The 25,613-nt window shown below is 49.9% G+C and carries 20 protein-coding genes; 4 read left to right on the top strand and 16 right to left on the bottom strand.

The features are described 5' to 3' along the window. Positions 1-2: 2 nt before the first annotated feature. Together AC0YNZ_RS24075 and AC0YNZ_RS24070 are read right to left on the bottom strand one after the other, a co-directional pair. Positions 3-1,301, bottom strand: a complete 1,299-nt coding sequence (locus AC0YNZ_RS24075; protein ID WP_475829028.1) for an ABC transporter substrate-binding protein — start codon at positions 1,299-1,301, stop codon at positions 3-5. Between the two features lie 18 nt (positions 1,302-1,319). Further along, entirely contained in the window at positions 1,320-2,453 is a 1,134-nt protein-coding gene (locus AC0YNZ_RS24070) for an LLM class flavin-dependent oxidoreductase (RefSeq protein ID WP_475829027.1), read from the bottom strand. A gap of 291 nt (positions 2,454-2,744) precedes the next feature. On the opposite strand from AC0YNZ_RS24070, the gene AC0YNZ_RS24065 reads away from it, so the two are divergent. Next, positions 2,745-3,599 (top strand): helix-turn-helix domain-containing protein, encoded by an 855-nt coding sequence (locus AC0YNZ_RS24065; protein ID WP_475829026.1) that lies wholly within the window; start codon positions 2,745-2,747, stop codon positions 3,597-3,599. Positions 3,600-3,714: 115 nt separating this feature from the next. Here the strand turns inward: AC0YNZ_RS24065 and AC0YNZ_RS24060 are convergent, their stop codons facing one another. The 6 genes from AC0YNZ_RS24060 to AC0YNZ_RS24035 form a co-directional block, all read right to left on the bottom strand. Continuing rightward, positions 3,715-3,798 carry a hypothetical protein gene (locus tag AC0YNZ_RS24060; protein ID WP_475829047.1) on the bottom strand — a complete coding sequence of 28 codons (84 nt, stop codon included), beginning with the start codon at positions 3,796-3,798 and terminating at the stop codon, positions 3,715-3,717. A gap of 27 nt (positions 3,799-3,825) precedes the next feature. After that, positions 3,826-5,145, bottom strand: a complete 1,320-nt coding sequence (locus AC0YNZ_RS24055) for a hypothetical protein (RefSeq protein ID WP_475829025.1) — start codon at positions 5,143-5,145, stop codon at positions 3,826-3,828. A 154-nt stretch (positions 5,146-5,299) separates the two neighbouring features. After that, complete coding sequence (locus tag AC0YNZ_RS24050) at positions 5,300-6,976, bottom strand: alpha-amylase family glycosyl hydrolase (RefSeq protein WP_475829024.1); 1,677 nt, start codon at positions 6,974-6,976, stop codon at positions 5,300-5,302. Positions 6,977-6,980: 4 nt separating this feature from the next. Further along, positions 6,981-7,820, bottom strand: a complete 840-nt coding sequence (locus tag AC0YNZ_RS24045) for a sugar ABC transporter permease (protein ID WP_475829046.1) — start codon at positions 7,818-7,820, stop codon at positions 6,981-6,983. Positions 7,821-7,822: 2 nt separating this feature from the next. Beyond that, complete coding sequence (locus AC0YNZ_RS24040; RefSeq protein WP_475829023.1) at positions 7,823-9,136, bottom strand: carbohydrate ABC transporter permease; 1,314 nt, start codon at positions 9,134-9,136, stop codon at positions 7,823-7,825. A 125-nt stretch (positions 9,137-9,261) separates the two neighbouring features. Next, positions 9,262-10,578 (bottom strand): sugar ABC transporter substrate-binding protein, encoded by a 1,317-nt coding sequence (locus AC0YNZ_RS24035; RefSeq protein ID WP_475829022.1) that lies wholly within the window; start codon positions 10,576-10,578, stop codon positions 9,262-9,264. Between the two features lie 513 nt (positions 10,579-11,091). On the opposite strand from AC0YNZ_RS24035, the gene AC0YNZ_RS24030 reads away from it, so the two are divergent. Both AC0YNZ_RS24030 and AC0YNZ_RS24025 read left to right on the top strand, forming a co-directional pair. Next, complete coding sequence (locus AC0YNZ_RS24030) at positions 11,092-12,120, top strand: LacI family DNA-binding transcriptional regulator (protein WP_475829021.1); 1,029 nt, start codon at positions 11,092-11,094, stop codon at positions 12,118-12,120. Positions 12,121-12,124: 4 nt separating this feature from the next. Further along, positions 12,125-14,095, top strand: a complete 1,971-nt coding sequence (locus AC0YNZ_RS24025; protein ID WP_475829020.1) for a glycoside hydrolase family 15 protein — start codon at positions 12,125-12,127, stop codon at positions 14,093-14,095. A gap of 486 nt (positions 14,096-14,581) precedes the next feature. Here the strand turns inward: AC0YNZ_RS24025 and AC0YNZ_RS24020 are convergent, their stop codons facing one another. Both AC0YNZ_RS24020 and AC0YNZ_RS24015 read right to left on the bottom strand, forming a co-directional pair. Further along, complete coding sequence (locus tag AC0YNZ_RS24020; protein ID WP_475829019.1) at positions 14,582-16,870, bottom strand: alpha-amylase family glycosyl hydrolase; 2,289 nt, start codon at positions 16,868-16,870, stop codon at positions 14,582-14,584. A 145-nt stretch (positions 16,871-17,015) separates the two neighbouring features. Then, on the bottom strand, positions 17,016-18,035 hold the full coding sequence (locus AC0YNZ_RS24015) for a LacI family DNA-binding transcriptional regulator (RefSeq protein WP_475829018.1): 1,020 nt from the start codon (positions 18,033-18,035) through the stop codon (positions 17,016-17,018). A 475-nt stretch (positions 18,036-18,510) separates the two neighbouring features. Here AC0YNZ_RS24015 and AC0YNZ_RS24010 point away from each other — a divergent pair, with 475 nt between their 5' ends. Further along, positions 18,511-18,966 carry a Dps family protein gene (locus tag AC0YNZ_RS24010; protein WP_475829017.1) on the top strand — a complete coding sequence of 152 codons (456 nt, stop codon included), beginning with the start codon at positions 18,511-18,513 and terminating at the stop codon, positions 18,964-18,966. Positions 18,967-19,166: 200 nt separating this feature from the next. Here the strand turns inward: AC0YNZ_RS24010 and AC0YNZ_RS24005 are convergent, their stop codons facing one another. From AC0YNZ_RS24005 to AC0YNZ_RS23980, 6 genes are all read right to left on the bottom strand, one after another. Further along, positions 19,167-19,799 carry a fumarylacetoacetate hydrolase family protein gene (locus tag AC0YNZ_RS24005; protein WP_475829016.1) on the bottom strand — a complete coding sequence of 211 codons (633 nt, stop codon included), beginning with the start codon at positions 19,797-19,799 and terminating at the stop codon, positions 19,167-19,169. A 64-nt stretch (positions 19,800-19,863) separates the two neighbouring features. After that, positions 19,864-21,807, bottom strand: coding sequence for an ABC-F family ATP-binding cassette domain-containing protein (locus AC0YNZ_RS24000; protein ID WP_475829015.1), 1,944 nt, complete (start codon positions 21,805-21,807; stop codon positions 19,864-19,866). A gap of 166 nt (positions 21,808-21,973) precedes the next feature. Then, the gene (gene fumC / locus AC0YNZ_RS23995) at positions 21,974-23,359 is read right to left on the bottom strand and encodes a class II fumarate hydratase (protein ID WP_475829014.1); all 1,386 of its coding nucleotides are present in this window, start codon (positions 23,357-23,359) and stop codon (positions 21,974-21,976) included. A gap of 229 nt (positions 23,360-23,588) precedes the next feature. Continuing rightward, a complete protein-coding gene (locus tag AC0YNZ_RS23990) occupies positions 23,589-24,392 on the bottom strand; it encodes a glycoside hydrolase family 43 protein (RefSeq protein ID WP_475829013.1) in 804 nt (267 codons plus the stop codon). A 93-nt stretch (positions 24,393-24,485) separates the two neighbouring features. Continuing rightward, a complete protein-coding gene (locus AC0YNZ_RS23985; protein ID WP_475829012.1) occupies positions 24,486-25,154 on the bottom strand; it encodes a bifunctional 2-keto-4-hydroxyglutarate aldolase/2-keto-3-deoxy-6-phosphogluconate aldolase in 669 nt (222 codons plus the stop codon). Positions 25,155-25,252: 98 nt separating this feature from the next. Next, positions 25,253-25,564 carry a Dabb family protein gene (locus AC0YNZ_RS23980; protein ID WP_475829011.1) on the bottom strand — a complete coding sequence of 104 codons (312 nt, stop codon included), beginning with the start codon at positions 25,562-25,564 and terminating at the stop codon, positions 25,253-25,255. Positions 25,565-25,613 lie beyond the last annotated feature (49 nt).

Raw genomic sequence — 25,613 nt, 5'->3', positions numbered from 1 at the left:
GTTTATTTTCCTATCTGCTGGTCCACGATCGCTTGCGCGTCTGCCGCAGCCTTCGCCGGCTCCGTTCCGCCTAATACGGCTTGAATCGAGCTGGTGACCGCTTTTTGAACCTCAGCATTTTTGATGGTGTAACGCGGCTGGAATCGTGTCTTCTTCGTTGTCCATTCGGCTACGGCCTTCAGCTCATCGCTTGTATAAGACACATCTTTAACCGTCACGTTCTGCCCCGTGCCATTCGCATATTCCCCTGCAATATCGGTACGGCTTAAAAATTCGATAAATTTCTTCGCTTCTTCCGGGTGCTTCGATTTGCTGTTCACAGCCAGCATAAATGTCGTCGTATGAATGCCTTCGAATACGGCTTGATCAGCGGGTACTGTAATAGGCGCAAGGAGAGCTTGCTGAAGCTCAGGATTGTTTTTCTTGTTGCCTACAAGCTGGTAAGAGCCTGTCGCCAATATCGCCGCTTTCTCCTGGACGAACAGCACGCCTGCCGCATCGCCCTTCGTTCCAAGCGCATCCTTCTGGAAGTAGCCCTTGTCATTCAGCTCCTTGAACTGGGTGAGCGTCTTAACCCACCACTCGTCCGTCAGCTTGGCTTTGCCTTCTTCAAGCTTCACGAAAATGTCCTCATCCGGCGCGTTATTCATCACCATCGGGTTCATGAATTGGCCTGGTCCGATATCCGCACCCGGGAATGCGATCGGCACGATGCCCTCCTGCTTCAGCTTCTCAGCCGCCGCAAGGAATCCGTCCCAGTCCTTCGGCACTTCAATGCCGTATTTCTCAAACAGCTTCACGTTATAAACCGGAATGTTGTAGACGAGCTGATAAGGAAGCGCAAGCTGCTTGCCGTCCTTTTGCCCCGATTCGATCAGCGAAGGGGTGAAGTTCGCTAAGAAAGGCGCATCGCTCAAATCCGTGAACAAGCCCGCTTTCGCGATCGCTTCAAACTGGGCGCCCGGGAATGAAGCGAACACATCCCCTACGGAGCCGTCAAGCAGCTTCGCTTGCACGGTAGACTGATATTGATCGGAAGGAAACACCTGCGTTTCTACCTTGATGTTTTTATTTTCTTCTTCAAACTTCTTAATGATGCCGTCAAGCACAGCAGCATCCTCGCCGCGCCAGTGAATGAAGCTGATGGTGACCGCTTTATTGCCGGCAGCTCCTTCAGCAGACTTATTCCCGTTTGCGTTTGTATCCGTATCGGCATTGCCGGACCCGCAGGCCGAAAGCACAACACTTAATAGAACAATTAGTGCCAGCAGCGCCAACTGCGGTTTGCGTATTCGTTTCATTTTCATTCCTCCAAATGTTTAAATCGTTACTGCTTTAGCGGCCAGCTTCTGCTTCACGAGAGGCAGCAGCAGCCCGCCCGAGATTTTCGCCTCTTCCAGATGCGGGTAACCGGATAAAATAAACGAGGTTACGCCTGCATCGATAAATTCGATCAACCGGTCGGATACCTGCTCAGGCGTACCGACGAAGGTTACAGCCCCTCCGCCGCGGATAGCCGACAATCCCGACCACAGATTTGGCCCGATGACATAATTCTGATCCTTCGATCCGCTGAACAAGTCCATCTGACGCTTCTGGTTTGTCGCATCGGTCTTCGTATGCTGCTTTTCCTTCACCTGCAGCAGCTCGGGATCAACCTTGCTCAAAATGTTCCACGCAGCGGCCCAAGCCTCCTCCTCCGATTCCCGAACGACAACCTGAGCCCTGATTCCGTAGCGAAGCTCTCTTTCTATACCCTTCTTTTCCTTCAATTCGGCCAAGTACGTTTCCATCTCGGCGATTTGGCCTTTTATCCAATCAAGCGGCTCCGTCCACATTAAGTAAACATCAGCCGTCTCAGCCGCTACGCGTTTGCCTGCGATCGAGCTTCCGCCAAAATACAGCTGCGGATGCGGCTCTTGAAGCGGGGCTGGCTTGCTTACGCCGCCTTCCACCTCGTAGTGTTTGCCGGCAAAGTTAAAGCCTTGTCCCTCATCCGCCGGCTGCTGCCACACACCCTTCACGACCTCAAGAAATTCCTTCGTCCGTTCATAACGTTCATCGTGGCTGCCGTGCAGCGGATCTCCCGTAGCCTTCAGATCGGCCGGATAGTGCCCGGTAACGACATTGATAAGCGCCCGCCCTCCTGACATGCGGTCCAGCGTAGACGCCATTCGCGCTGCCAATACCGGAGAAATAAGCCCCGGCCTCATCGCAATAAGCGGCTTCAGCTTCTTCGTTGCGGACGCGACCCAAGAGCCTACGATCCAGCCGTCCCAGCAATCCCCTCCAGCCGGAATGAGCGCGAATTCATAGCCCGCTTCCTCCGCCGCCTGCGCAACTTCAACAAAATACTGCTGCGACGGCTCCCGTTCTGCCTTTACACCGATGTAGCGGCCATCTCCATTTGTCGGGATAAACCATCCAAATTCTACTTTTGCCCGTTTGCTCATTTCCGCTGTCTCCTTTACGCTTCGTTATCGTGAAGTAAAGATTTCTATTTTCAAAAAAATACAACAACAAACGCATACGATGCGATTACTGTCGTATCTCCAGTTGACCGGTAGATAGCCGACAAAATTTATCGGATTAATTTGTTATTTGAATAATAGCAAGCATTTACCCTTAGCGTCAATGTCAATTCGTAGCTTGAGTTATTTGTCATTTTGTGGTGTTATTATATAGATTACAACTATACTTCTTGATCTAATCCCCTAGCGCATAGGCAAAAAGAGGTGAACAGCATGTTTGAAAATATGAAAGAGGATCACCACGAGCAGCTGGAGATTCATTATTTCACACCGTCTGCCTTCGAGAAAGCAGGAGCAGCATGGCCGATCAGACTCGGCGCCAATATCGCGAAGCCGGGCTATCATATCGGGCCAAGAATTACGCCGTACTACTATTTGATAATGATCGTAGACGGAGAAGGCACCTTCATCCAAGGCGGTCAAACGTATTCGCTTCGTAAAAACGACCTTTTCTGCCTCTTCCCGCAGGTGACGCATGAATATTACACGGCAGAGCACGCATTGCTGCGAAAAACATTTTTCGCCTTTGACGGCAAGCTTGCGCTGCAGCTTCTGGAACGCATCGGGCTTGGACCCTACCGTCCGCATCTGGAGGGCGGACTGACTGACGAGGCTATGGCTTTGATGGAGAGCTTCTTCACATTGGCAACGGATAAGCATAAATCCGATTCCGATTTGTCGCGACTGGCGATTTTCCATCAGTTGTTCGATGTCCTTTCCAAGAATGAGATCACGCGCGGAACCCCTTCCCGGGCGGGGAGCTGGCTCCAGAGAGCAAAGGATTACATCGAAATTCATTATGCGGACGGCATCACCATCGAAAGCGTAGCAGACTACGTTGGCATTGACCGCACCCATTTCTCCAAGCAATTCAACAAAACCTACGGCTTATCGCCGATGAAATATGTGCAGCAGCTGCGAATGGATGAAGCGGTTCTGCTCATGAAGCAAACGGATTACAAGCTTGCGGAAATTGCACAATCGGTAGGCTATCCCGACCTGTTCTCGTTCTCCAAAGCATTTAAGAAGCAGGCCGGCGTATCGCCTACCGCTTACCGGAAGGAATAGGCCTGCTCCTTCCGCACGGTATAAGCACCGTCTTATCCATATGTGATTGGATAGCTCCGCCCGCGCATAACAAAAAGAGGGAACCGCACCCGCTGTGCAATTCCCTCTGCCGATTCTATTTAATAATAACCGTGCTGTACGCCGGCAGTGTCAGCTTGCTTCCGTCCAGCTTCGCACCGCCGTTATTCCGATGCCGCAATAGCCGTTCCAGTTCCGGGTTGAGCCATTACCACGCAGACGCTGCTCCTTCGCTTAAACCGGAGTAACTGTTGTATTGTCCCCAATCCCGCGTTGCCTTGCCAGGCTCCCGAGAATCGACATAATCCCAAGTGTTGTAAAACGGCGTCAGAGCGATGGAATAGCTATTGCCGTAATAGGTACCATTGGTTGATAAAATGTCTAAATGAACCGAAACAGTTTGTTTTGCTCCTAAATATTCATCGCTGATCTCATTGTAATCCCCGGATCCCGTATCCCAACTGGTTATATGATCAATATATTGAAAGACTTCTAAATTAGTGCCCTCTGAATTTTGATAAGCCCGCACTGAAGTGCTTGTTGATGGATCAGATCCGGACCAATAGGTGTAACCGTCCCTTGTATCCTCATAAGACAAAATCACGTTTGCTGTCTTTTGCTTGCCCGTTTCGCTGGTCAGTGTCAGTTTTACTTCTTCCGGGTTGATTTGATCAGGAGTAAAGGTATAAACGCCGAACGTTTCCGAAGAGCCTTTTTGATGAAATTCATCGTATTGGTTTTTCCAGTTGTATTCATAATCCGATGTGTATTCGTAATGTGAACGGTACTCCATGGGTTTGATGTTTTCAACAGCTTCAATAGTAAATGTCGTATCATTGTTGGAGACGGCATAATCCCCCGGTTCCACACCGGTAATGTTCACTTTAAGCGCGTATGTTCCGGCTTTGGCAAGAGTGAGCGTAAAAGCGGCTTGTGCTTGTCCCCCTGCATTCACCACTAACCCTTCTGCGGTATCAAGCACATTGGAACCATCAAGGATCTGCACGTTTGCTTTAGCGCCGACATCTCCGTTCAATTCTTTAATATTCGCGGTTACGGAGAATGGTTCATTTACTTTGACCTTATCTGTCGCTTGCACCTCATCGACAACAAGGTCCGGTTTGAGCATGACGTTTGTTTTTCCGCTTAACACTTCCTCGTCCGCTTTCTGATCATTTTGCACATGAATCCTTGTTTCTAACGATTGGTATCTTTCAACATCATTGAGTTTTATAGCGGTTAGTTCAGGGGAAGCGGCAACGTTGAAGAGATTCTTGGTATAGATGAGTTTTCCTTCCAAATCGTAGGACTTAAGATGGACTTTCTTGAGTATGTCCGGGGGGATCTTATCATTTGATTTAGGAGTAATCTTGACATACAAATCGGTTACGCTGTCTTTTCCTTTTAATGCTTGCAATGCAAGGCCATATGAGTTTGTCGTACCTTCATTCGCAGGCACTGCAGATACGGTCCCTACGAAGAACAGCACCAAGAAAAGCACCATCAGCACTGACAAAATACGCTTCATATCAACATCCCTCTCTTACATTTACAATAAATGTCTTTTATTATCTTAATATTTATTAAAGATAAACGCATCCCTCCCGAGAACCATTAACCTGCGAATAATAGTTGACAAAAAAGAGGGAACCGCACCCGCTGTGCGATTCCCTCTGCCGATTCTATTTAATAATAACCGTGCTGTACGCCGGCAGTGTCAGCTTGCTTCCGTTCAGCTTCGCACCGCCGCTTGTCGCATGGATAAGCTCCTGGAACACACCGTAGGTTTTGGACGGCTGCAAATCGGATACTTGCTGTTCACCCGATAAATTGTGCACGACGAGCACCCGTTCACTTGCAATGACGCGAATATATGCGCTCAGCTTCTTGTTAGCAGGCTCCAGCTTAAATTCCGCTATTCCCCCGTCACGCAAAGCAGGCTCCTCGTTCCGCCACTTGATAAGCTCGCGGTAATGACTGAGCATCGACTGTTTATCCGCCGTCTGGACCTCTACAGATACAGCACCCGCCTCCGCATTATAGCGGGAGCTCTCCCAAACCGTCTGGCCTTCACCGCCGCTTGGATCGCTATACCAAAGCATCGGCTCGCGGATATACTCATCCGGCTTTGCGCCCTTCATGCCTATCTCCTCGCCGTAATAGAGGTAAGGCGTTCCCGGCAGCGTAAGCAGCATAGCTGCAGCCATCTTGGCATGATCGATATTGCCGTTTAATACGGTCATGACGCGGTTTTGGTCGTGGTTACTAAGGAACGGCGCATCGACAAATGTCCCGCCGGAAGACTTCTCGTAAACGCCGTAAGCGCGGCCGAGCGAATAAGCGAGGTCTGCATCTTGCTCTCCGCCCGCTGCGCTGAGCAATCGGCCTGCAAGATCAAAGTGAAACGCAGAGTCGAACGCATGATCGAAGTAAGGCGCAATGACGGTCAGCGAATCCCATACCTCTCCAATCAAATAGGCATCCGGCTTCACTTCGTTCATGCCCGCGCGGAACTCCTGCCACCACGCCTTGTTCTTCGCTTGAATCTCCGGCGTACTGGCCGTCGACGCGAAATCGCCGTAAATATGCTTGGCTGCATCAAGACGAAAGCCGTCGAGACCTTGCCCGAGCCAAAATTGCCCGATCTTAATCATTTCCACGCGAACCTTCGGCTCGTCAAAATTCAGATCCGGCATGCCTTCCCAGAAAACGCCCAAATATTTGTAACTGCCGTAGTTGTGCCAAGGATCGCCGCCTAATGCGCCGTCCGCTCTCACCTGCTCATCGGACTTCGCAAAGGTATACCAATTGCGGTATGGACTCTTCTCATCAGCTAACGCTTCCTTAAACCAAGGATGCTCTTTGCTCGTATGATTGACGACGAGATCCATAATGACTTTGATATCTCGCTTATGCGCTTCTTCCATCAGCTTCTTCAAATCATCCAGCGTGCCGTACTCCGGATTAACCGCATAATAATCGGTCGTATCGTAGCCATGGTAGCTGGGCGAAGCGTTGATCGGCATGAGCCAAATGCCGCCAATGCCAAGCTCCTTCAAATAATCGAGCTTAGCGGTAACGCCGTTCAAATCGCCGATTCCGTCGCCATTCGTATCATAGAAGGAACGGACGAATATTTCATAATATACCTTGCCCGGCTGCTCATCTACCGTATAGGAAGCAGCGGCAGGCTCCCTGCCTGACACTTCCTCCGCCGCCGCACCGGTCGATTCTGAAGCAGGTGAAACAGCCGCCTTCTCTCCCTTATTTCCTTTGTCTGAGAAGTAAGACGCCAGCATAGCCAGCAACAGCAAGCAGAGCAGAACGGCTCCGGCAAAACGAAGCATTTTGTCGTTCATTTCCTTATCCTTTCGATGCTCCGGACATCAGCCCTTGCACAAGGAAGCGCTGCAGGAAGACGAACAGAAGCGTAATCGGAATCGCAATCAGCACCGCACCTGCAGCGAACAGTGTAAAGTTGCTGTTTTGGTAAGAGTTGACAAGATCCCACATACCGACTGCGAGCGTCCAGTTTTCTTTACTGCGAAGCACCAATCTGGCAAAAATAAAGTCGACCCATGAGCCAGTAAATGTCGTCAGCGCCACATAGGTAAGCATCGGACGCGACAGCGGCAGCATGATCCTGACGAACACTTGTAAATGAGAAGCGCCGTCGATGCGGGCCGCTTCATCCAGGCTGCGCGGGATCGTATCGTAAAAGCCTTTGACGACAAACCCGCCAAGCACAGCGCCAGCGGAATAAACGAGAATAAGAGCGGCATGCGTATCCAGCAAGTTAAGCTGCAGCAAGAAAATGAAAATTGCGATCATGCTCATAAAGCCGGGAAACATGCCGAGGACAAGCATAAACGTTAACGTCATTTTGCGGCCCCGAAAGCGGAAGCGTGATAACGCGTACATACTGAGCGTGACCAGAATGGTTGAGAAAATCATCGTCATCGTCGCTATTTTCAACGTATTCAAGTACCAGACGCCGTAGCGGAAGCTTGGATTCGTAAACAATTCCTTGTAATGAACCAGCGTAAACGTATCCGGGATTAGACTCTCGCTAAATAGAGCCGTGCCCGGACGGAGCGATGACAGCAGAACCCAAAGAGCAGGATAGACGGCGCAGACGGCTATCGCGATCAGAACGAGATAGCTAAGCGTCAGACGCACAACGTTAGCGGTTTTTCGGCCCATTTTCATTGAATCATATCCTCCTCTTTGAATGACCGCGAGCGGCGGTAGTTGTAAATGGAGAACGACGCCACGATCAAGAATATGATGATGCCGATCGCAGATGCCATATTGAATTGGCTGTTGTTCAGCGTCAGCTTATACAGCCAGGTTACGAGCAAGTCCGTGCTCCCCGCAAATTGATAATCGCCTTTAACCGGATCGCCGTTCGTAAGCAGGAAAATAACGTTAAAGTTATTCATATTGCCGGCGAACTGCGTAATCAGAATCGGCGCGGTCGAGAACAAGACGAATGGCAGCGTAATGATCTTGAACTTCTGGATGCCTGTCGCTCCGTCTACGTCTGCCGCCTCGTACAGGTCTTTCGGAATAGCAGTTAATACGCCAAGAATGAGGACCATCGATACCGGGATACCGATCCACATATTAACCAAAATAACCGTAACCTTCGCCCAAAACGGATCTGTCAGCCAAGGCAGCTTGCCGAGGCCAAAGTGTCCTAAGTATTGGTTTATCGGCCCAAACTGCCCGTTAAACAAATTTTTCATAACAAGTAAGGAAATAAGCTGCGGAATCGCATACGGTATAATGAACAGTGTCCGCCACAGCTTTTTGAAGCGAATGCCATTCTGTTCAATTAACAGCGCAACAAGCAGGCCGCCGAAATAAGTCGTTACGGTTGCGATAACCGCCCATATAATCGTCCAAGTAAATACGCCTGCGAATGTATGGCTCCATGTTTTGAGCGTCAGCAGGTTAGCGAACGTTTGAAATCCTACCCAGTCAACCAGCTTAGCCGGCGGAATATGATCAGGCGACGCATAGTTCGTGAAAGCAAGCATGATCATGAAGATGATCGGCATGATCGTTAGAAACAATACGCCTAGCGCCGGAAGCGTCAGCATCAGGTACGGAAAATTGCGGTCCGTCACATAAGCCAGCGTTTGCCGGAAGCTTGCAGGCGCTACCCCCTCGTCTCTCTGCTTGCCGCTGCGGTATGCATCGCGGATATTCATTACATAGATAATGACAAAAATCAAAAATAGGATTAACGTAATTAATCCGCTAATTAAGAGAAAGATCGAGTGATCCCCTTTTACGGCCACACTGATTCTCCCGATTTTCTCAAGCCCCTGCGTTTTCTCCCCTAGTGTTACAACTCCCCAAACGGCTCTTCCTATATTCGGAACAAAATACATAAGCGCTGCCGCTTCGACAGCGAGCATAATTAAGCCTTTAATAAATTGGCGGTTATACAATTGGCCTAGACCCATTACGAGTAACGACAATATAGCCGCGGTGCTGCGATGACGATTCATCCCGCCTGGCTCCCTTCCTTTCATCTAAAAAAACATTTTGACACTTCCAGTATGGATAGTTACGGCTTATAAACATCGGTTCACCCGCCGAACCGGTCCGGCGGGTGAACCCTCATGAAACGATATTATTTGGCTGCCGCTGCGCCGTTGTTAGCGTCTTTAATTTGTTGAACGGCATTGTCAAGCGCCTCTTTCGCATCCTTGCCGGAGTTCCAGACGTCAGCGAACGCTGCGCCGATCGGGCTCCAAACGTTGCCCATTTCAGGAATGGACGGCATTGGCGTCGATTGGTTGAATTGCTCCAGGAAGCCTTTAACGATTTCGTTTCCTTGCACGGAAGGATCGTTTGCCGCTTCAATGTTCGCAGGAATAGCGCCTGTCAGTTCAAAGTCTTTCAGCTGCGCTTCTTTCGTCGATGCATAGTACGAGAATAGACGCGCTGCATTCGGGTATTTCGAGAATGAGTTCACGTACCAAGCTTTAATGCCGGAGAAGGAAGAAGCTGGTTGACCGTTGATGCTTGGCAATGGAGCTACGCCGAAATCAATTCCTGCGTTTCTGTAGTCGCCGATAGTCCAAGGACCGTTAATATCCATGGCCAGTGTGCCGCCAGTGAACAAGCCTTTTTTAATATCGTAGTTGATATCGCCGGAGTTCAAAGGCAAAATTTTGTTTTTCAGAGAACCGTAGTAAGTAAGACCTTTAATTGCGCCTTCCGTGTTAAGGCCGATATCATCTTTGTTTTGACCGTTATCGCCGTACACATAACCGCCAGTCGAGATAAACGGATAGCTGAAGTAGAAGTTGCCTACATCCCACATCAGAGCGTATTTGTTATTTTTCGGGTCGTTGTACGTTTTTGCAAACGCAACGATGTCGTCGAACGTTTTTGGAACCTCAGTGACTAGTGCTTTGTTATAAAATAATGCGTATGTTTCAACAGAACGCGGATATCCATATAGTACGCCGTCATAAGTTACCGCATTTACAGCGATTTCCGAGTTTGCGCTTTTGGATTGCTCTTCATAGAAATCATTCGGCAAAATCAATCCGGCTGTTACCGCTTTGCCAAGGTTATCATGCGGGAACAGTACAACGTCTGCGCCAAGGCCGGCAGGGCCATCTGTGATCAGCTTGTTAACTTGATCGCCTGCGCCGATTTCCTCGAATTTAATTTCAATGCCGTATTTTGCAGTAAATTCCTTTGCGATGGCTTCAACGAATGGACGCTCTTCTTTACTCTCCCATACGAGCAGCGATGCGCCCTCTTCCGGAACGATATCCTCTGCTTCGGCAGCGCCTTCAGTCGCGTTGCCCGCTGTATTGTTCGCTGGAGCATTCGTAGCCTTGCCAGCATTCTCTGTTTTGCCTCCGTTGTTCGCGCCGCAAGCGGAAACGATAAACAAGGCTGCGATTAACGACATTACAAACCACTTTTTCATGCTAGGTGATCCCCCTCCATAATGTGTTTCATGCCTTTTTCGGAATAGCGCTTCCAAACATTCCATCAGCCAAATTTCATAAAATGCCGGTTTTGTACAAACAATATGCTTTCCGGGGCATTTCAAGACCCTGATCAGCCTGATCGGTATGCTCCCGTAAAAGCATCGGAAATAAGTAGTGCAAACGTTTGTACAAGCGTTGCTGAAAAATACCGTGCAATCAGATTTTTTTATCGTTTTACACGTTTTCAAGCTAGCGGGATGGAATTGAAAGCGTTCTATTCGTGATTTCATCATACAACAGGGGATGGGCTTTGTTAAAACGTTTGCACAGTTCAATATTTGAAAGAAAGACGATGTTATCTTCGATTTTCATCGGTTTTCTCTTTCGTATTCAGTTTTTCAACATTTGTGAAACGCTTTCCTAAGATATATATTTACTTTTAGACAACAGTTGCATTAGGATGAAGCATATAAAGCACACATGATTGCGCACTGGGGGCTCAAATTAATATGGTAACCATTAAAGATATTGCAAAAGCTGCCGGGGTATCTCCTTCAACGGTTTCCAGGGTCGTCTCTAATCACCCTCGAATCAGTAAGGCTACCACGCAGAAGGTTAAACGGTTCATGGAAGAAATGGGCTACCATCCGAATGCAATGGCCAAAAGTCTCGTTTCAAAGACGACTCAAACGCTTGCGATTATGCTGCCCCGTCCTGCAGAAGAGCTGTTTCAGGATTTCTTCTTCGGCGAATTGCTGCGCGGAATACTGACGCAATCGACGCGGGCGGGCTACGATATGCTGCTGACGGCAGCCACCTCGCCGAGCGATGAGACCGAAACGGTATCCCGCCTCGTATTCGGACGACGGGTAGATGGCGTTATTTTGTTATCCTCCCGGGTAAATGACCCTTTGATCGATCTGTTGAACAAGCATGAATTCCCTACCGTATTAATTGGCCGCACCGATGATCATCCTAATATTTTATCTGTCGACAATAACAATGAGACCGCCGCGTATGACGCAACACAGCATTTAATTCTTCAAGGCCATGAAAGAATCGGCTTCGTTAGCGGACCGCCTTCTCTGACCGTTGCCCATGACCGGATGGAAGGTTACCGCAGAGCCATGAATGAAGCCGGCTTGCCGATAAGACCGGAATGGATCGTTGAGGGCGAGTTTTTGCAGCAAAGCGGCTATCGCGCCATGTCATTCATGATGAGTCTACCCGAGAGACCAAGCGGCTTAGTCGTCATTGATGATGTCGTCGGATTCGGTGTATTGCGCGGTCTGACTGAGCTTGGCTACAAAGTACCGGATGATCTAAGCATTGTAAGCTTCAATAATATTGCTTTGTCCGAGCTTGCCACTCCCCCGATCAGCTCCATTGATATCGGAACATACCAGCTCGGCTACACCGCTTCGCAAATGTTAATCCGATTCATTCAAGAAGGAAGCGTGCATCAAAACCGCATGATTATTCCGCACAGGCTGATCGTACGCGAATCTTCAATACTAACCGTATCCAAAAGGAGTTAACAACATGTCAAATAAAAAACCGTTTCTCGTAGACGCCATTATTGGCAATTCGAAGTTTCTCGCATCGCTTGGCCGCACAGGTAAAATGTACCGCCTGTGGTGGCCGAATATCGATTTGCCGCAGCATGTAGATGCCATCCGCACCGGTATTCAAACGGGACACTCACCCGTTTCTTGGTTTGATGAACAAGCGGACGGCTGGAAGCATGAGGCACAATATGTGGCAAAAACCAACATTTTTCATGTTAGCGCCCGTTCCGAACAGCAGCCGGTTCAAGTAGAAAGCTTGCATCTTGCCGTTCCCGGGCAGGATGTTATCGTTCGTGAATATACGTTTACGAACGTGAGTGAACAGTCCGTTTCATTCTCGTTTATCGTTCATTCTTCCTTCCTCGTCAGTGAAAATCAGCTGTATAATACGACATTGTTTAATGCTGCGGACGATTCCTTGGTTCATTTCCGTCATAAATATTATTTTGCGCTTTCGAGTGCAAACGTATGCACTGGATATCAGGCAGGACTCCATTGGGACTCCGTTCAGCATGGCGAATTGAACGGCAACAACATCGATATGAGGCCGGACGGCGCTTTAAAATGGCATATTGATGAGCTTGCAGCAGGAGCGTCCGTAACGATCCCCGTGTACCTTACAGCAGGGCATGATGAGCAGTGCGCATTGCAGCAAATGCGGACTGCAAAAGGCAAAGCAAGCTCCGAATGGATCGCAGAAACGACGGCGTACTGGCACGAGTTTTTGGCAGCTGCCGCGCCTTGCCCGCTTGAAGATGCGGACATTTCCGATTTGTACGACCGCTCTCTGCTGATGTTCAAGCTCATGGCCGACGAGCAAACCGGCAGCATTATTGCAGCTCCGGAATTCGACGAAAAATTTGCCCGCTGCGGCGGATATTCGTTCTGTTGGGGCCGGGATGCCGCATTCATTACGACGGCGCTTGATAAAGCAGGTCTTGGATCACTGTCCGACAGCTTTTATGCATGGACGCTTACCGCGCAATCGCCGGACGGCTCATGGCAGCAGCGCCATTATCACGATGGCAGCCTGGCTCCGTCCTGGGGACTTCAAATTGATGAAGGCGCATCGATTTTGTGGGGAATGTGGCAGCATTATTTAGAGAACAAGGACAGCCGCTTCGCTGAGCAGGTATGGCCTGCTGTAGAGAAGGGCGCTTCTTTCCTCATGAGCTTCCTTCATGCGGAAACAGGCTTGCCTAAGCCGAGTATTGACCTATGGGAAGAACGCGAAGCATCGCATACTTACTCCTCTGCCGCTGTATACGGCGGTTTAACGGCTGCTGCCAGCTTTGCCGAGCTAATCGGCAGACCTGAGCTGGCAGCCGATTGGACGGCTGCTGCCGGGCGGATTTCAGCTGCGATTAAAGAGCTTTGCTGGAATGAGGTAAGCGGAAGCTTCTACCGCGGCGTCGATTTAACTGTTCATTCCGGCAAGTACGAGCAAGCCATCGCAGCCGGCGCGACCGGGTATGTCGCTGAAAGCATAAAAGGCTACAAAAAATATACGCTCGACCACGATGCCGTAATCGATATCAGCTTGCTCGGTATCGCCGTTCCTTTCGGCGCCGTTCCGGCGGATCACGACTATATGCGCCGTACAGCCGATGCTGTGGAATCCGCATTGACCGTGCCGGGCGTAGGCGGCATTAAGCGCTATGAGGATGACAACTATATTGGAGGCAATCCGTGGATACTCACCACGCTATGGCTCGCTCATTACCGCATTCAAACCGGAAGCGTTGACGAAGCGAAGCAGCTGCTGAAATGGGCGCTCGATCACCGTACCGAGACTGGTCTGCTCCCTGAGCAGGTGGATAAACACACAGGCGAAACGGCATGGGTTGTGCCGCTTACCTGGTCGCATGCGATGTTTATTTTGACCATCTTTATGCTTGCGGAAGCGGAAGCTAAAGCTGAAGCAGCATTCGAAATCCGCGCATAATATTTCACCTCAACATTGACTGCTAGCTTGCCGACGGTACCTGTTACCGTCGGTTTTTTTATGCAGATTTCGAGATTAGACTGCGAAGGCAGCACCAATAACTATCAAAGAGGCTGTCTCAGAAGCCAAATGGCTGCCGGAGCTCTTTTCATTACCGGGCCTAAGCATTTTTATTCACTGGGCAGCTTAATTCGATTTTCTGAAACGATTTGAAGATCGTTATCCGATTGCGGCCATTTAGTTTGATTTTGCCTACTTAAACGGCGTATTGGGAGAGCAGCTTCTAAAAAAGACCGATTAGGTTTGCAAATTAGAACTAATTCATCGTTCTCAGATCTCGAGCGCGATTAGTTTTGTGAAATGAACTAAATCCCTTTTCACATCATCGAAACGGCCGCTTTCATCCGCTTGCACAAATAAAAAAAATGGCTGTCTCTCAGGTTTTTAGACCTTTTGAGACAGCCCTTCGTATTCAGAAGCTCAGCATTACTGCCAAGTGTATACGCTTGTATCGGCCGTTCCCGTCGAACTCGAAGGAGAGGTGTACGAGCGGTTGCTTCCGCTTTCCCAGACGACATTGCCGCTGCCGTCCTTCTTAATGAATTTAAACTCGAAGGTCGTCCCTTTCGGCACACTCACCGGCAGGAACCATACCGGGTAGTTAGGGTTTAGCATCGCTTCGGTCGATTTAGCCGGATTCCAGCTGCCTAGCTCCGGAATGCTGCCGACAATATGAATATTTTGCCCCAGCGTCGTTGTCGCGTTAACTTTAAAGATGACCTGCACCTGATCATCTGACAAAACCTCGTATGTGAAGCCGTTGCTGACATTTGCGCCTTTTGTGACGGTGATGCTGCGGGAGCCAGCCGCTACAGAAGGAACGACCGCCTCGATAAACGTATCATTGTTAGAAACGACGGTTGCTGTCACGGTGTCGAATTTCACTGCAGCCGTTCCGCCTAAGCCTGTTCCGTAAATATACACCGTATTGCCTGCACGGCCTGAAGTCGAGACGACATCGCCTATTCTCGGAATGGTCGTGCCAAGCGATTTATACGACCAGACGTTAACTTCGCCGCCTGACAGCGTGAAGCTGGACATTTTATTCTGACCAGAGACGTTCGTTACCGTGTTCGATGCGCCATATAGCAGGCCGCCCAGCACATCGGTATACGTTCCCGTCGGAAAAGTCGTATCGATCGCAGGAATAGTATACGAAACGTCCGGCTGTCTATTGATGGCTACGATCACCTGCTTGTCGTAGAACTGGCGTTGATAGACAAGAACATTATCCGTGCTGTATAGAATGGAAGTCGTGCCGTAAGCGACTGCTTCGTTGGATTTACGAAGCGCCGAAAGCTCCTTGATGACCTTGTAAGCTGTCGTCGTTTGATCGAATGAAACCTCTTGTTCCATAAATACGCGGCCGGCAATGTCGCTGCTGTCCACCGAAGAGACGTATTGCTCGGTGCCGTAATAGATATTCGGCGTGCCGCGGGATGTCAACAATGCAGCGAGCGCCGCATGATAAGGCTTGTTGTTCGGTTGAATGTAACGGAAGCGCGTGACGTCATGATTATCTAAGAAAGTAACCGCCTGATTCTCATAAGAATAATCGCTGCTGGTTTGTGTCAGCATAGAACCGAAGGAACTCATCGTTTCCGAGAAATTCCCAAATGCGTTGGTTGCCGCACGGTAATACTCAAAGTCGAGATTATTTACCCCTGTGCGGTCAGGGAACGTACGGTACTCGTTGTATTTAGGATCTGGCCTGCTGATGAAAAATTCGCCGAAATGCGTGAGCGGCCCGCCCGCTGCGGAATCAATCGCATCTTTAATCCCCTTCGTAAAAGCAGGGTTCATATGAAGCGTAGCATCATGCCGGAAGCCGTCGACGCCTTTTGATTTCCAGAACGCCGCGGCTTTCTCTAAATGCGCCACTACGCTCGCGTTCTCTTGCGAGAAATCAGCAAGCGAGCCCAGCTCTTTATGGCGGAAGCCGAAAGGCGTGCTGTCGCTGCCGCGGTCGCCTAATCCGTGAAACCAGCCGAACGCATCGTTATTCGGATCGGCAATTAAATTTTCTATTTTGCCATCGCTGTTATAATCGTATGGATTGCCGCTCACATCAAAAGTATAATTGCCTGACGCGTTTTTATCCGGCTCATAGAGCTTGCCGTCTTCGGCGGAAAATCCGTTTGTCGGGTTTTGCCAACGGCTGGTGTGGTTCGTAACGAAATCGATCACAAGCTTCATTCCTTCATTATGCAGCGCATCGCGCAGCTGCTCGAAGTTTTGCATAAGTCCAAAATGTTTGTTGGTCGCAAAGTAATTGCGTACATGATAGCCGTGAAAGCTGGTCCACCGGTCCATGCCGCCGCCAGGCTGATAATCCTCAATAACTGTATCCCGGTTCGCATAAGGCGCTGATATCCAAACGGCTGTTACGCCCATATTTTTCAAATAAGGAATTTTATCAATAATGCCCTGCCAATCTCCGCCCTGATAAAGCTTTAAATCATTGCCGTCCCCTTTCCCATCGCTATTCGCATCATCAAACAATGTCGAATCGAAGCCGGAAGGAATATTGTTGCTCGCGTTGCCGTCGGCAAATCGGTCCGTAATAATTTGATACACCGTATCCTTAGGCGTAACAGGACTTAGGGCTGAGGAAGCCGTCAACGCTTCCGCCTCCCTCGGGTGTAAGCTGGCGGTTGGCAATACGAGCGCCATAGCTATTGCGAACAAGGCCAAACGTTTCCAAAGAAAATTCATCAATGAAACACTCCTTCACCAAATTGAAATACAGGTATTTCTTTCAGCGAATACAAGACCATTTCGATAACTTGAACCATTTATTGCGGTCGTCAGGCTGCTCCATCACCTCCTTTTCAGCCATCGCTTCTTACAAGCGCTTATCTCATATCCTCGCTGCCGTACTTTGCCTAATCGTAAGCTCAACGCCTATGACGACTTTCCGGTCCATTTCCTGCTCGTTTTCCATTTGAGCGATCAGCAGCTTTACAGCGGTCTGGCCCTTTAGCACAATATCCTGATGAACGGTCGTTAAAGCGGGCACCATATAACGGCTGTTTTGATTGTCGTCAAAGCCCATGACAGATATATCGCGCGGTACCACATATCCTAAATCATATAGCCCTTTGATAAGTCCGATTGCTGTTACATCCGACAAAGCGAAAACGGCAGTAATGTCTTTCACATTTGGAGCAATTATGGACGCTGTGCGGTAACCGCTCGCGGATGAGGTAGGCGCCTCGATCACCAGCTCTTCACGGTACGAAATATCCGATTCCTTCAGCGCTTTGCAGTAACCGAGCCACCGTCTGTAATTAACTCCGCCGTGCATTAATGTACCGGTCAACAACGCGATATTTCGATGGCCCAGCGACAAGAGATGCTTCGTGCCGATGTATCCGCCAAGCTCGTCATCAAGTCCAACCTGATACAACTCATCATTCTCAAGGTAGCTGTCCATAAACACACAAGGAACATTTAAGCGCAATATTCGTTCAAAAATATCGGTGCCCTCGAATATTCCGATGACGATCAAGCCGTCCAGATGGCGCTCTCGAACGAACGAAAATTGTTCATCCGGCTCTACTCCGACAAGAATGACATGCAGCTTCTCGTTGCGCGCTCCCTCCTCGATTCCTGTTACGAGCTGCCAGTAGAACGGATTGTCATGCAGCCTCCCTTTTTCCAGGAAAGGAACGATAACAGCAATCAAGGAAGATTTTTTATCCTTCAAATTGCGCGCGGACGTGCTTGGCGCGAAGTTTAGTTTTGTAATGGCTTCCGTAACCCTCCGCACGGTATCGGGCGACACTCTGCCCGTGCCGTTTAATACGTTGGATACGGTCGCAATGGATACCTCTGCCGTTTTGGCTACATCTTTAATCGTTACTCTGTCCTGATTCATAACAAACCACCCTTGATTTAATTAAACGTTTTACCAAAATTATTTCCGCACAAATAAAGATCATATTCATGATTCAAAAGAAGTATTACTCTTATATGATTAAACGTTTCATCTTATAGATCATACTATATTTACGTTGTGTAATTTTGTCAATCGCATTTTTGTAAACGCTCTCTTTTTCCCTCGAATAAATCAACTGTCTCCAAACTGCAGCAGAATCCTCACCTCATACTTAAAATGATGTGAAGCGATAGCCGTTAGAAGATAGGCTTTACATTAAAATGCCGTTTCGCTATGCATAAACCTGTTTCATTTCTAGCACAATGTTGTAATGATATTGACAAACCCCCTATAGTTTGTAATTATTATAAATAAGTAATTAGTCTAATTAATTGAGGTTATCAATGTCAGCCTGGCCCTTTTCGTATTCGCAGACTGTTAATCGCACAGACTACCATCAGAAAGGATGATTATAATGACAACTGCAACTGCAACCACAACCGTACAACAGCACTTAAACCGCCAAATCGCCAACTGGAGCGTGCTTTACATCAAGCTTCACAATTACCATTGGTATGTAAAGGGCTCCCAGTTTTTCACCTTGCATGCTAAGTTCCAAGAGTTGTACGAGGAGGCTGCGCTTCACGTCGATGAGATTGCAGAGCGTCTGCTGGCCGTGAAGGGCAAACCAATAGCAACAATGAAGGACTATTTGAATACCTCGAGCATTCAAGAAGCGTCAAATAAAGAGGATGCCACGCAGATGGTCGATCAATTAATCGAGGATTTCACGACGATCATCGGCGAGCTGAAGGAAGGCATGGAAGCGGCACAGAAGGCTGACGATGAAACAACGGCAGACATGCTCCTTGCGATTCATACAACGCTCGAGAAGCATGTGTGGATGCTGAGCGCATTTAACGGCAAATAAGCTGCAATAGCTATGACAACGAGGGTGCCCAGAAGCGAAATCGCTGCCGGGGCACCCTCGTTCGATTACTTAAACCCCGGCCAATCCGGACGTAGGATCAGGAAGTTTTATGCTTATCTTTCAAAAAAACAGCTCTTCCATCAATGGAAGAGCTGTTCGTCATTCGTTTGTAAATCTGCGCCAATCCCGTACGCCTTATGTTAGACAAGCTTCACGCTGCAGCTGCCAACCGTATTTCCCGCCCATACCGCTTGCAGCTGATCGCCGTCATGCAAAGCAGCTACACCTGCGGGCGTTCCCGTGTACAGGATGTCGCCGGCGCCAAGTCCGTAGTGCTCTCCGACATACTTGATAAGCTCCGCCACATTGAACAGCATGTCGCTGGCCTGTCCGCGCTGCGCTTCTTCTCCGCTCCGCAAAAGCACGAATTCGTTCTCCGCAAGCGCTGCCGCACCCGGATATGGCAGCCATTCGCCCAGCGGAGCAGAGCCTTTAAAGCCTTTGGCGGCAAGCCAAGGCTGCCCCTTCGCCTTCAGCTTGGACTGTACGTCGCGAAGCGTTAAGTCAAGGCCAAGCGCCATGCCGTCAATGCAAAGCTCGGTATCGATTCCCGGCTCATAAGCCCGGCCGATTCTCAGCACGATTTCCAGCTCAAAATGCACCTCGCCAACATTTCCAGGCAGTTCGACGACATTTCCGTTCATCGGAACAACAGCGTGGGACGGCTTCGTAAATACGAGCGGCTCCTCAGGCACCTCGTTGCCAAGCTCCAAAGCATGAAGCCGGTAGTTGCGGCCAATACAATAGATATTGCGAATCTCGTTAACGCTCATTAGCAATTCCGCCTTTCAGCTTGTTTTATCGTACTAATAGTTCTTGCTGTTAACGATCTCCATCTTACTTCTGAGCCGCGATCCGCTCTGCCAGTTCATTCAGCTCTGCCCAACGGTCCATCAGCTGCTCCAGCTTCTCTTCAAGCTGCTGCTGCTCCGCCATAAGCTCCTGCAGCCGCGCGGAGTCGCTGCTTGCCGCCTCCATGCGCACCGCAATCTCGCTAAGTTCCGTTTCCGCATCCGCGATCCAGCCGTCGATTTGCTCGAAGTCTTTTTGCTCCTTGTACGACATTTTCAATGCGCGCTCTTTACCCGCCGCTTTCGCAGGCGCAGCCGCGCTGCTTGAATCAACGGTTACTGCCGGCTTCGGCTTCGATGCAGCTGCAGCTGCAGCTGGCGCCGCAGAACCATGCTTCTCGATAAAAGCCTGATAGTCGGAATAGTTGCCCGTGTGGTGAGTAATGACGCCGTCACCTTCAAATGCGACGATTTTATCAACCGTACGGTCTAAGAAGTAGCGGTCATGAGAGACTACGAACACGACGCCCGGAAAATCATCCAAATAATCCTCCAGCACCGTCAAGGTCGATATATCCAAATCATTCGTCGGCTCATCAAGCAGCAGCACATTCGGCGCGTTCATTAACACGCGCAATAGCTGCAAGCGGCGCTTCTCGCCGCCGGACAGCTTCGATATCGGGGTCCACTGCATCGTCGGCGAGAACAAGAAGCGCTCTAGCATTTGACCTGCCGATATCGTCGAACCGTCCGCCGTCTTCACCTGCTCAGCGCCCTCGCGAATGTATTCGATTACGCGCAGCGATTGGTCCATATCTTCATGCTCCTGCGAGAACCATCCCAGCTTAACGGTAGCGCCCAGCTCGACCGTTCCTTCATCCGGCAGCAATTGTCCGGTTATGAGCTTCAGCAGCGTGGACTTCCCGCTTCCGTTGCGTCCAACGATGCCAACCCGGTCCTCAGGAACCGCGATATAGCTGAAATCGCGAATAAGCGTCCGATCGCCGAACCGTTTCGTCACCTCTTCGATCTCGACGATTTTCCGTCCCAATCTAGATGACGCAACCGTTACGTCCATCTTGCCGCCCGCTTGCTTCGGCGCATCTGCCTTCAGCGCCTCGAACCGGTCGATACGCGCCTTTTGCTTCGTTGTCCTCGCCTTTGCGCCGCGTCTAATCCAGGCGAGCTCATTGCGCAGCAGGTTTTGACGCTTCGACTCCGTTGCCGCTTCCCGTTCTTCCCGCTCCAGCTTCAGCTCAAGAAACCGGCTGTAGTTCGCTTGATAGAAATGGGCCCCACCCTTATCAAGCTCGATTACACGATTACTGACACGATCAAGGAAATAGCGGTCATGCGTAATCATGAGCAGCGCGCCTCTGCGCTTTTGCAGCATGCCTTCCAGCCAGGCAACCGAATCATTATCGATATGGTTCGTAGGCTCATCTAGAATGAGGACATCTGACGGAAGCAAGAGCGCCGCAGCCATGGCGACCCGCTTGCGCTGACCGCCCGAAAGCGTCTCAACCTTCGCCTCAAAATCATGAATGCCGAGCTTGGATAACGCCATCTTAGCGTCGCTCTCCAGCTGCCACGCGTCCAGCTCATCCATAAGCTGATTCGCCTTGATCAGCTGCTCCTGCAGCGCTTCGTCGCTCGGCTTCAGCTCAATCGCCGCCATTGCCGACGCATAGGCCTGAACGGCTCTCAGCTGCGGCGAATCGCCGCCAAGCACATGCTCCAGCGCCGTTTCGTCCGGAGCGAACGCCGGGTCCTGCGCCAGCATTCTTACCGTTACCCGGTTGCCGATCGAGATGGTGCCTGAATCGGCCGGCTCCAAGCCGGCAATTACCTTAAGGAAGGTCGACTTCCCTGTACCGTTCACGCCAATAATGCCTATTTTATCGCCATCCTCTACGCCGAACGTGACATTTTCGAACAACAGCTTCTCGCCATAGCTCTTTGTTATATGTTCTACAGACAATAAATGCATAAGAAAAACCTACTTTTTCGAATAGTATAGCTGCATGGGCAGCCCCTCGTATCATACCATAAAATTCGCAGCACTTGTGAGCATACGCATGTCTTGACATGCAGAAAAAAGACCGGCGCTGCGTCATGACATGACAGGCGCCGGCCCTTCTTATCTCATCTGTTTATTAGCGTTTTCCGATCATGTTCTCCGGACGGACAAACTCATCGAACTGCTCGGACGTCAGCAAACCGCTCGCGATAGCCGACTCCTTCAGCGTAAGTCCTTTTTTGTGCGCATTTTTCGCAATCGCAGCCGCATTCTCGTAGCCGATATGCGGGTTAAGCGCCGTAACGAGCATGAGCGATTGATCAAGATTGCGTTTGATTGCCGCTTCGTTCGGCTCAATGCCGATCGCACAGTTGTCGTTGAACGATACCATGCCGTCAGCAAGCAACGCTATCGATTGCAGGAAGTTATAAATGATAACTGGCTTGAACACATTGAGCTCAAAGTTGCCTTGGCTCGCCGCCATCGAAATGGCAGTGTCATTCCCGATAACTTGGCATACCGCCATCGTCAAAGCTTCGCTTTGCGTCGGATTTACTTTACCCGGCATGATCGAGCTGCCCGGCTCGTTCTCCGGAATCGAAATTTCGCCGATGCCGCAGCGCGGACCGCTTGCCAGCCATCTGACATCGTTGGCGATTTTCATCAAATCGGCCGCAAGCGCTTTTACCGCGCCGTGTGTGTAAACGATTTGATCGTGGCTGGTTAGTGAATGGAATTTGTTCTCCGCCGTAATGAAGTTTTTGCCTGTAAGAGCCGTCACTTCCTGCGCAACCGCAACTGCAAAATCAGGGTGCGCGTTAAGACCCGTACCTACAGCTGTACCGCCAAGCGCCAAATCGCGCATCGTATCTACGCTTTGCACGAGCATCGCGCGCGTTCTGTCCAGCATGGCATACCAGCCGCTGATTTCTTGGCCAAGCGTAATCGGAGTAGCATCCTGAAGATGAGTACGGCCGATCTTTACAATATCGTTGAACTTCTCCGCTTTCGCGCGAAGCGTACCGTTAAGCAGATCAAGCGACGGAAGCAAACGATCCTCCAGCGCGATAACGCCGGCGATGTGCATAGCAGCCGGGAATGTATCGTTCGAGCTTTGCGAGCGGTTTACGTCGTCATTCGGGTGAATGCGCACTTCGCTGCCGCGTTCAGCCAGCAAGTTGTTCGCACGATTCGCAATGACCTCGTTTACGTTCATGTTCGTTTGCGTGCCGCTGCCCGTTTGCCATACGACGAGCGGGAAATGGTCATCCCATTTGCCGGCAACGATTTCGTCTACCGCTTCGCCGATGATCGCCGATTTAGCCGCATCCAAAACGCCGAGCTTCTCGTTTGCCAACGCGGCAGCTTTTTTAATATAAGCCATCGCATATACAACTTCAATCGGCATGCGCTCTCCGCTTATTTTAAAATTTTGCAGGCTTCGCTGCGTTTGCGCTCCCCACAGTTTGTCTGCAGGAACTTGAATTTCACCCATCGTGTCCTTCTCAATCCGATAATCCATTAATTGAACGACTCCTTTAATCAATTGGTTTGTCTCTTCATGACCCTGTTTCTGTTATAACGCTATTCCAGCCGAGAATCAAGCAATGATGCATAAATCGGCTGCGATAATTTATTCCGTATTCCGTCGTATCCGGCTATAACGGACAAGCGTCCGTTAAGCCTTTCTCCGCAGCGTACCATTCTTCTCTTCTACCTCAATAAATACAGCCCGCTCGTCCGGCTGATTATTAGGCGCATGCATCGCCAGCATAAGCCGGCCCCTCCAGCGATCGGAACAGCATCCCATGTCCGCCTTCCTCGGGGAACAGCGTCTCCTTATCCTGTTTCCACGGCCCCTCGACTTTACCGGTCTCCGAACGCGCAATGCCGATTGCATAGCCGTTCTTCGAGCCGCTTGACCATAGCATGAGCAGATCGCCCTCCTGATTTCTGAACAGGAACGGACCGTCTGTTACGTAGACCTCTTTCTCATCTCCGCCAGCTGCGGCCCAAGGCGCTTCCGAAGCGGAGAAGAGCGTAACCGGCTCCCCGGCCGCTTCGCTGAGATCTGGAGTCAGCGGAACCGCGCACATTTTTCCATCCTTTACTTGTACCCACTCATGGCAAAATACCATCCACGGCGTTCCGTCCGCTTCGATATGCAGCGTTCCGTCGAGACATTCCCAGTCGGCTGGCGTAACCGGCATGCTGCCATGCGGCTTAAAGGGACCCAGCGGACTGTCCGCTTTTAAAATTTGCGTCGCACGGCGCTTGTCGTCCGATTTAAAGGAGGCGAACATATAATAGCTGTTCCGGTATAAATATACCTCAGGCGCCCAGAAGTGATGATCTGCCCAAAAGCCCGGCTCCGGTCTGAAGGCAGGGTACGGTCCGTCCCACTGTTCCAGATCCGTGCTCCGGTACGTATCGAAGCCTGTCCCCGGACCAGCCCATACATTATGATCGGTTGTTCCATAAAGGTAATAACATTTCTCTTGCTCATCTACGAATATGTACGGATCACGAATTCGAATTTGTTCACGTTTAATCATTGGCTGAAACTTCCCTTCATCTCATTTAAAACGCTTGCATTATCATAGTAAAAAACCCTGACAGAGGCTATTCCTCTCCATCAGGGTTTCATGCTAAAGCCCTTTCGCTTCGCGGTAAGCTGCGATATAAGCAGCCGCCTTTTTCTCAATTAGCGAGAAGTCGCCGGTTTTCACGGCATCCTTCGTCAGATCGGAGCCAATGCCGACCGCTACCGCGCCGGCCTTGATCCAGTCCTTCAAATTGTCGAGCGATACACCGCCGGTCGGCATGACGTTAGCCTGCGGAAGCGGTCCTTTGATAGAAGGAATCACGCTCGGAGAATAAAGGTTGCCCGGGAACAACTTCACGATATCAACGCCCAGCTCAAGCGCGGTTTGAATTTCGTGGATCGTCATCGTGCCCGGCAGAATCGGAACCGAGTACCGGTTGCAAAGCTTGATCGTATCGGCGTTGATCGCCGGCGAGACCACATATTCAGCTCCGGCTAATATAGCAGCGCGCGCCGTTTCCGGATCAAGCACAGTGCCTACGCCGATAATAGCGAAGTTATCCGCATCAGGAGACACGCTGCTTGAATATTCCTTCGATAATTGCTCGATCGCGCGAAGCGCGAATGGTACCGTCATCGTAATTTCAATCGCTTTAATTCCGCCTTTGATCGCGCGGCGCGACATTTCTACGACTTCCTCTGGCGAGTCCGCGCGCAATACCGCCACAACGCCTGCTTCCGTCAGCTGCTGCAGCACTTTAAGCTTTTTCATCCGTTAGTCCCTCTTCCCATTTTGTTCATATTTGTGCGAAAATGTTCTGTCTATACCGCTCATTATATGCCGTTTCGCACAAATCTTCAATCATTGTTCTACTTCACGTAATCGATTTCAAGAAAATTTTCGACTTCCGTCACCCAACGCTCATTCACAAATTGCACATGAAGCGGATGCTCGTTATATGCATCGTAATCGGCTTGATTCGCAAACTCCATGGAGAAGCCGTGATGAAATTCATTTTTCGCGCTTACTTGCTTATAGACTTGAAAGTTCGTTACGGTTGGAATCGATGTAAGAATACGCTTACCATCCTCCAAAAATTGACGCTCCGCCTCCGAACCCTGCTCATGCTTCAAGCTAAAAATAACCGAATGCAAAATCCACTCTTTCGACTGCTCTGACATCTAAATCGCTCCCTCTTCTATATGAAATGGTATCGTTCTTTAAAAAAAT

The organism is Paenibacillus sp. J2L1-98 (assembly GCF_056269405.1).
Note: the sequence above shows the minus strand (reverse complement) of the source record. Positions and strands in the feature narration are given on the sequence as shown.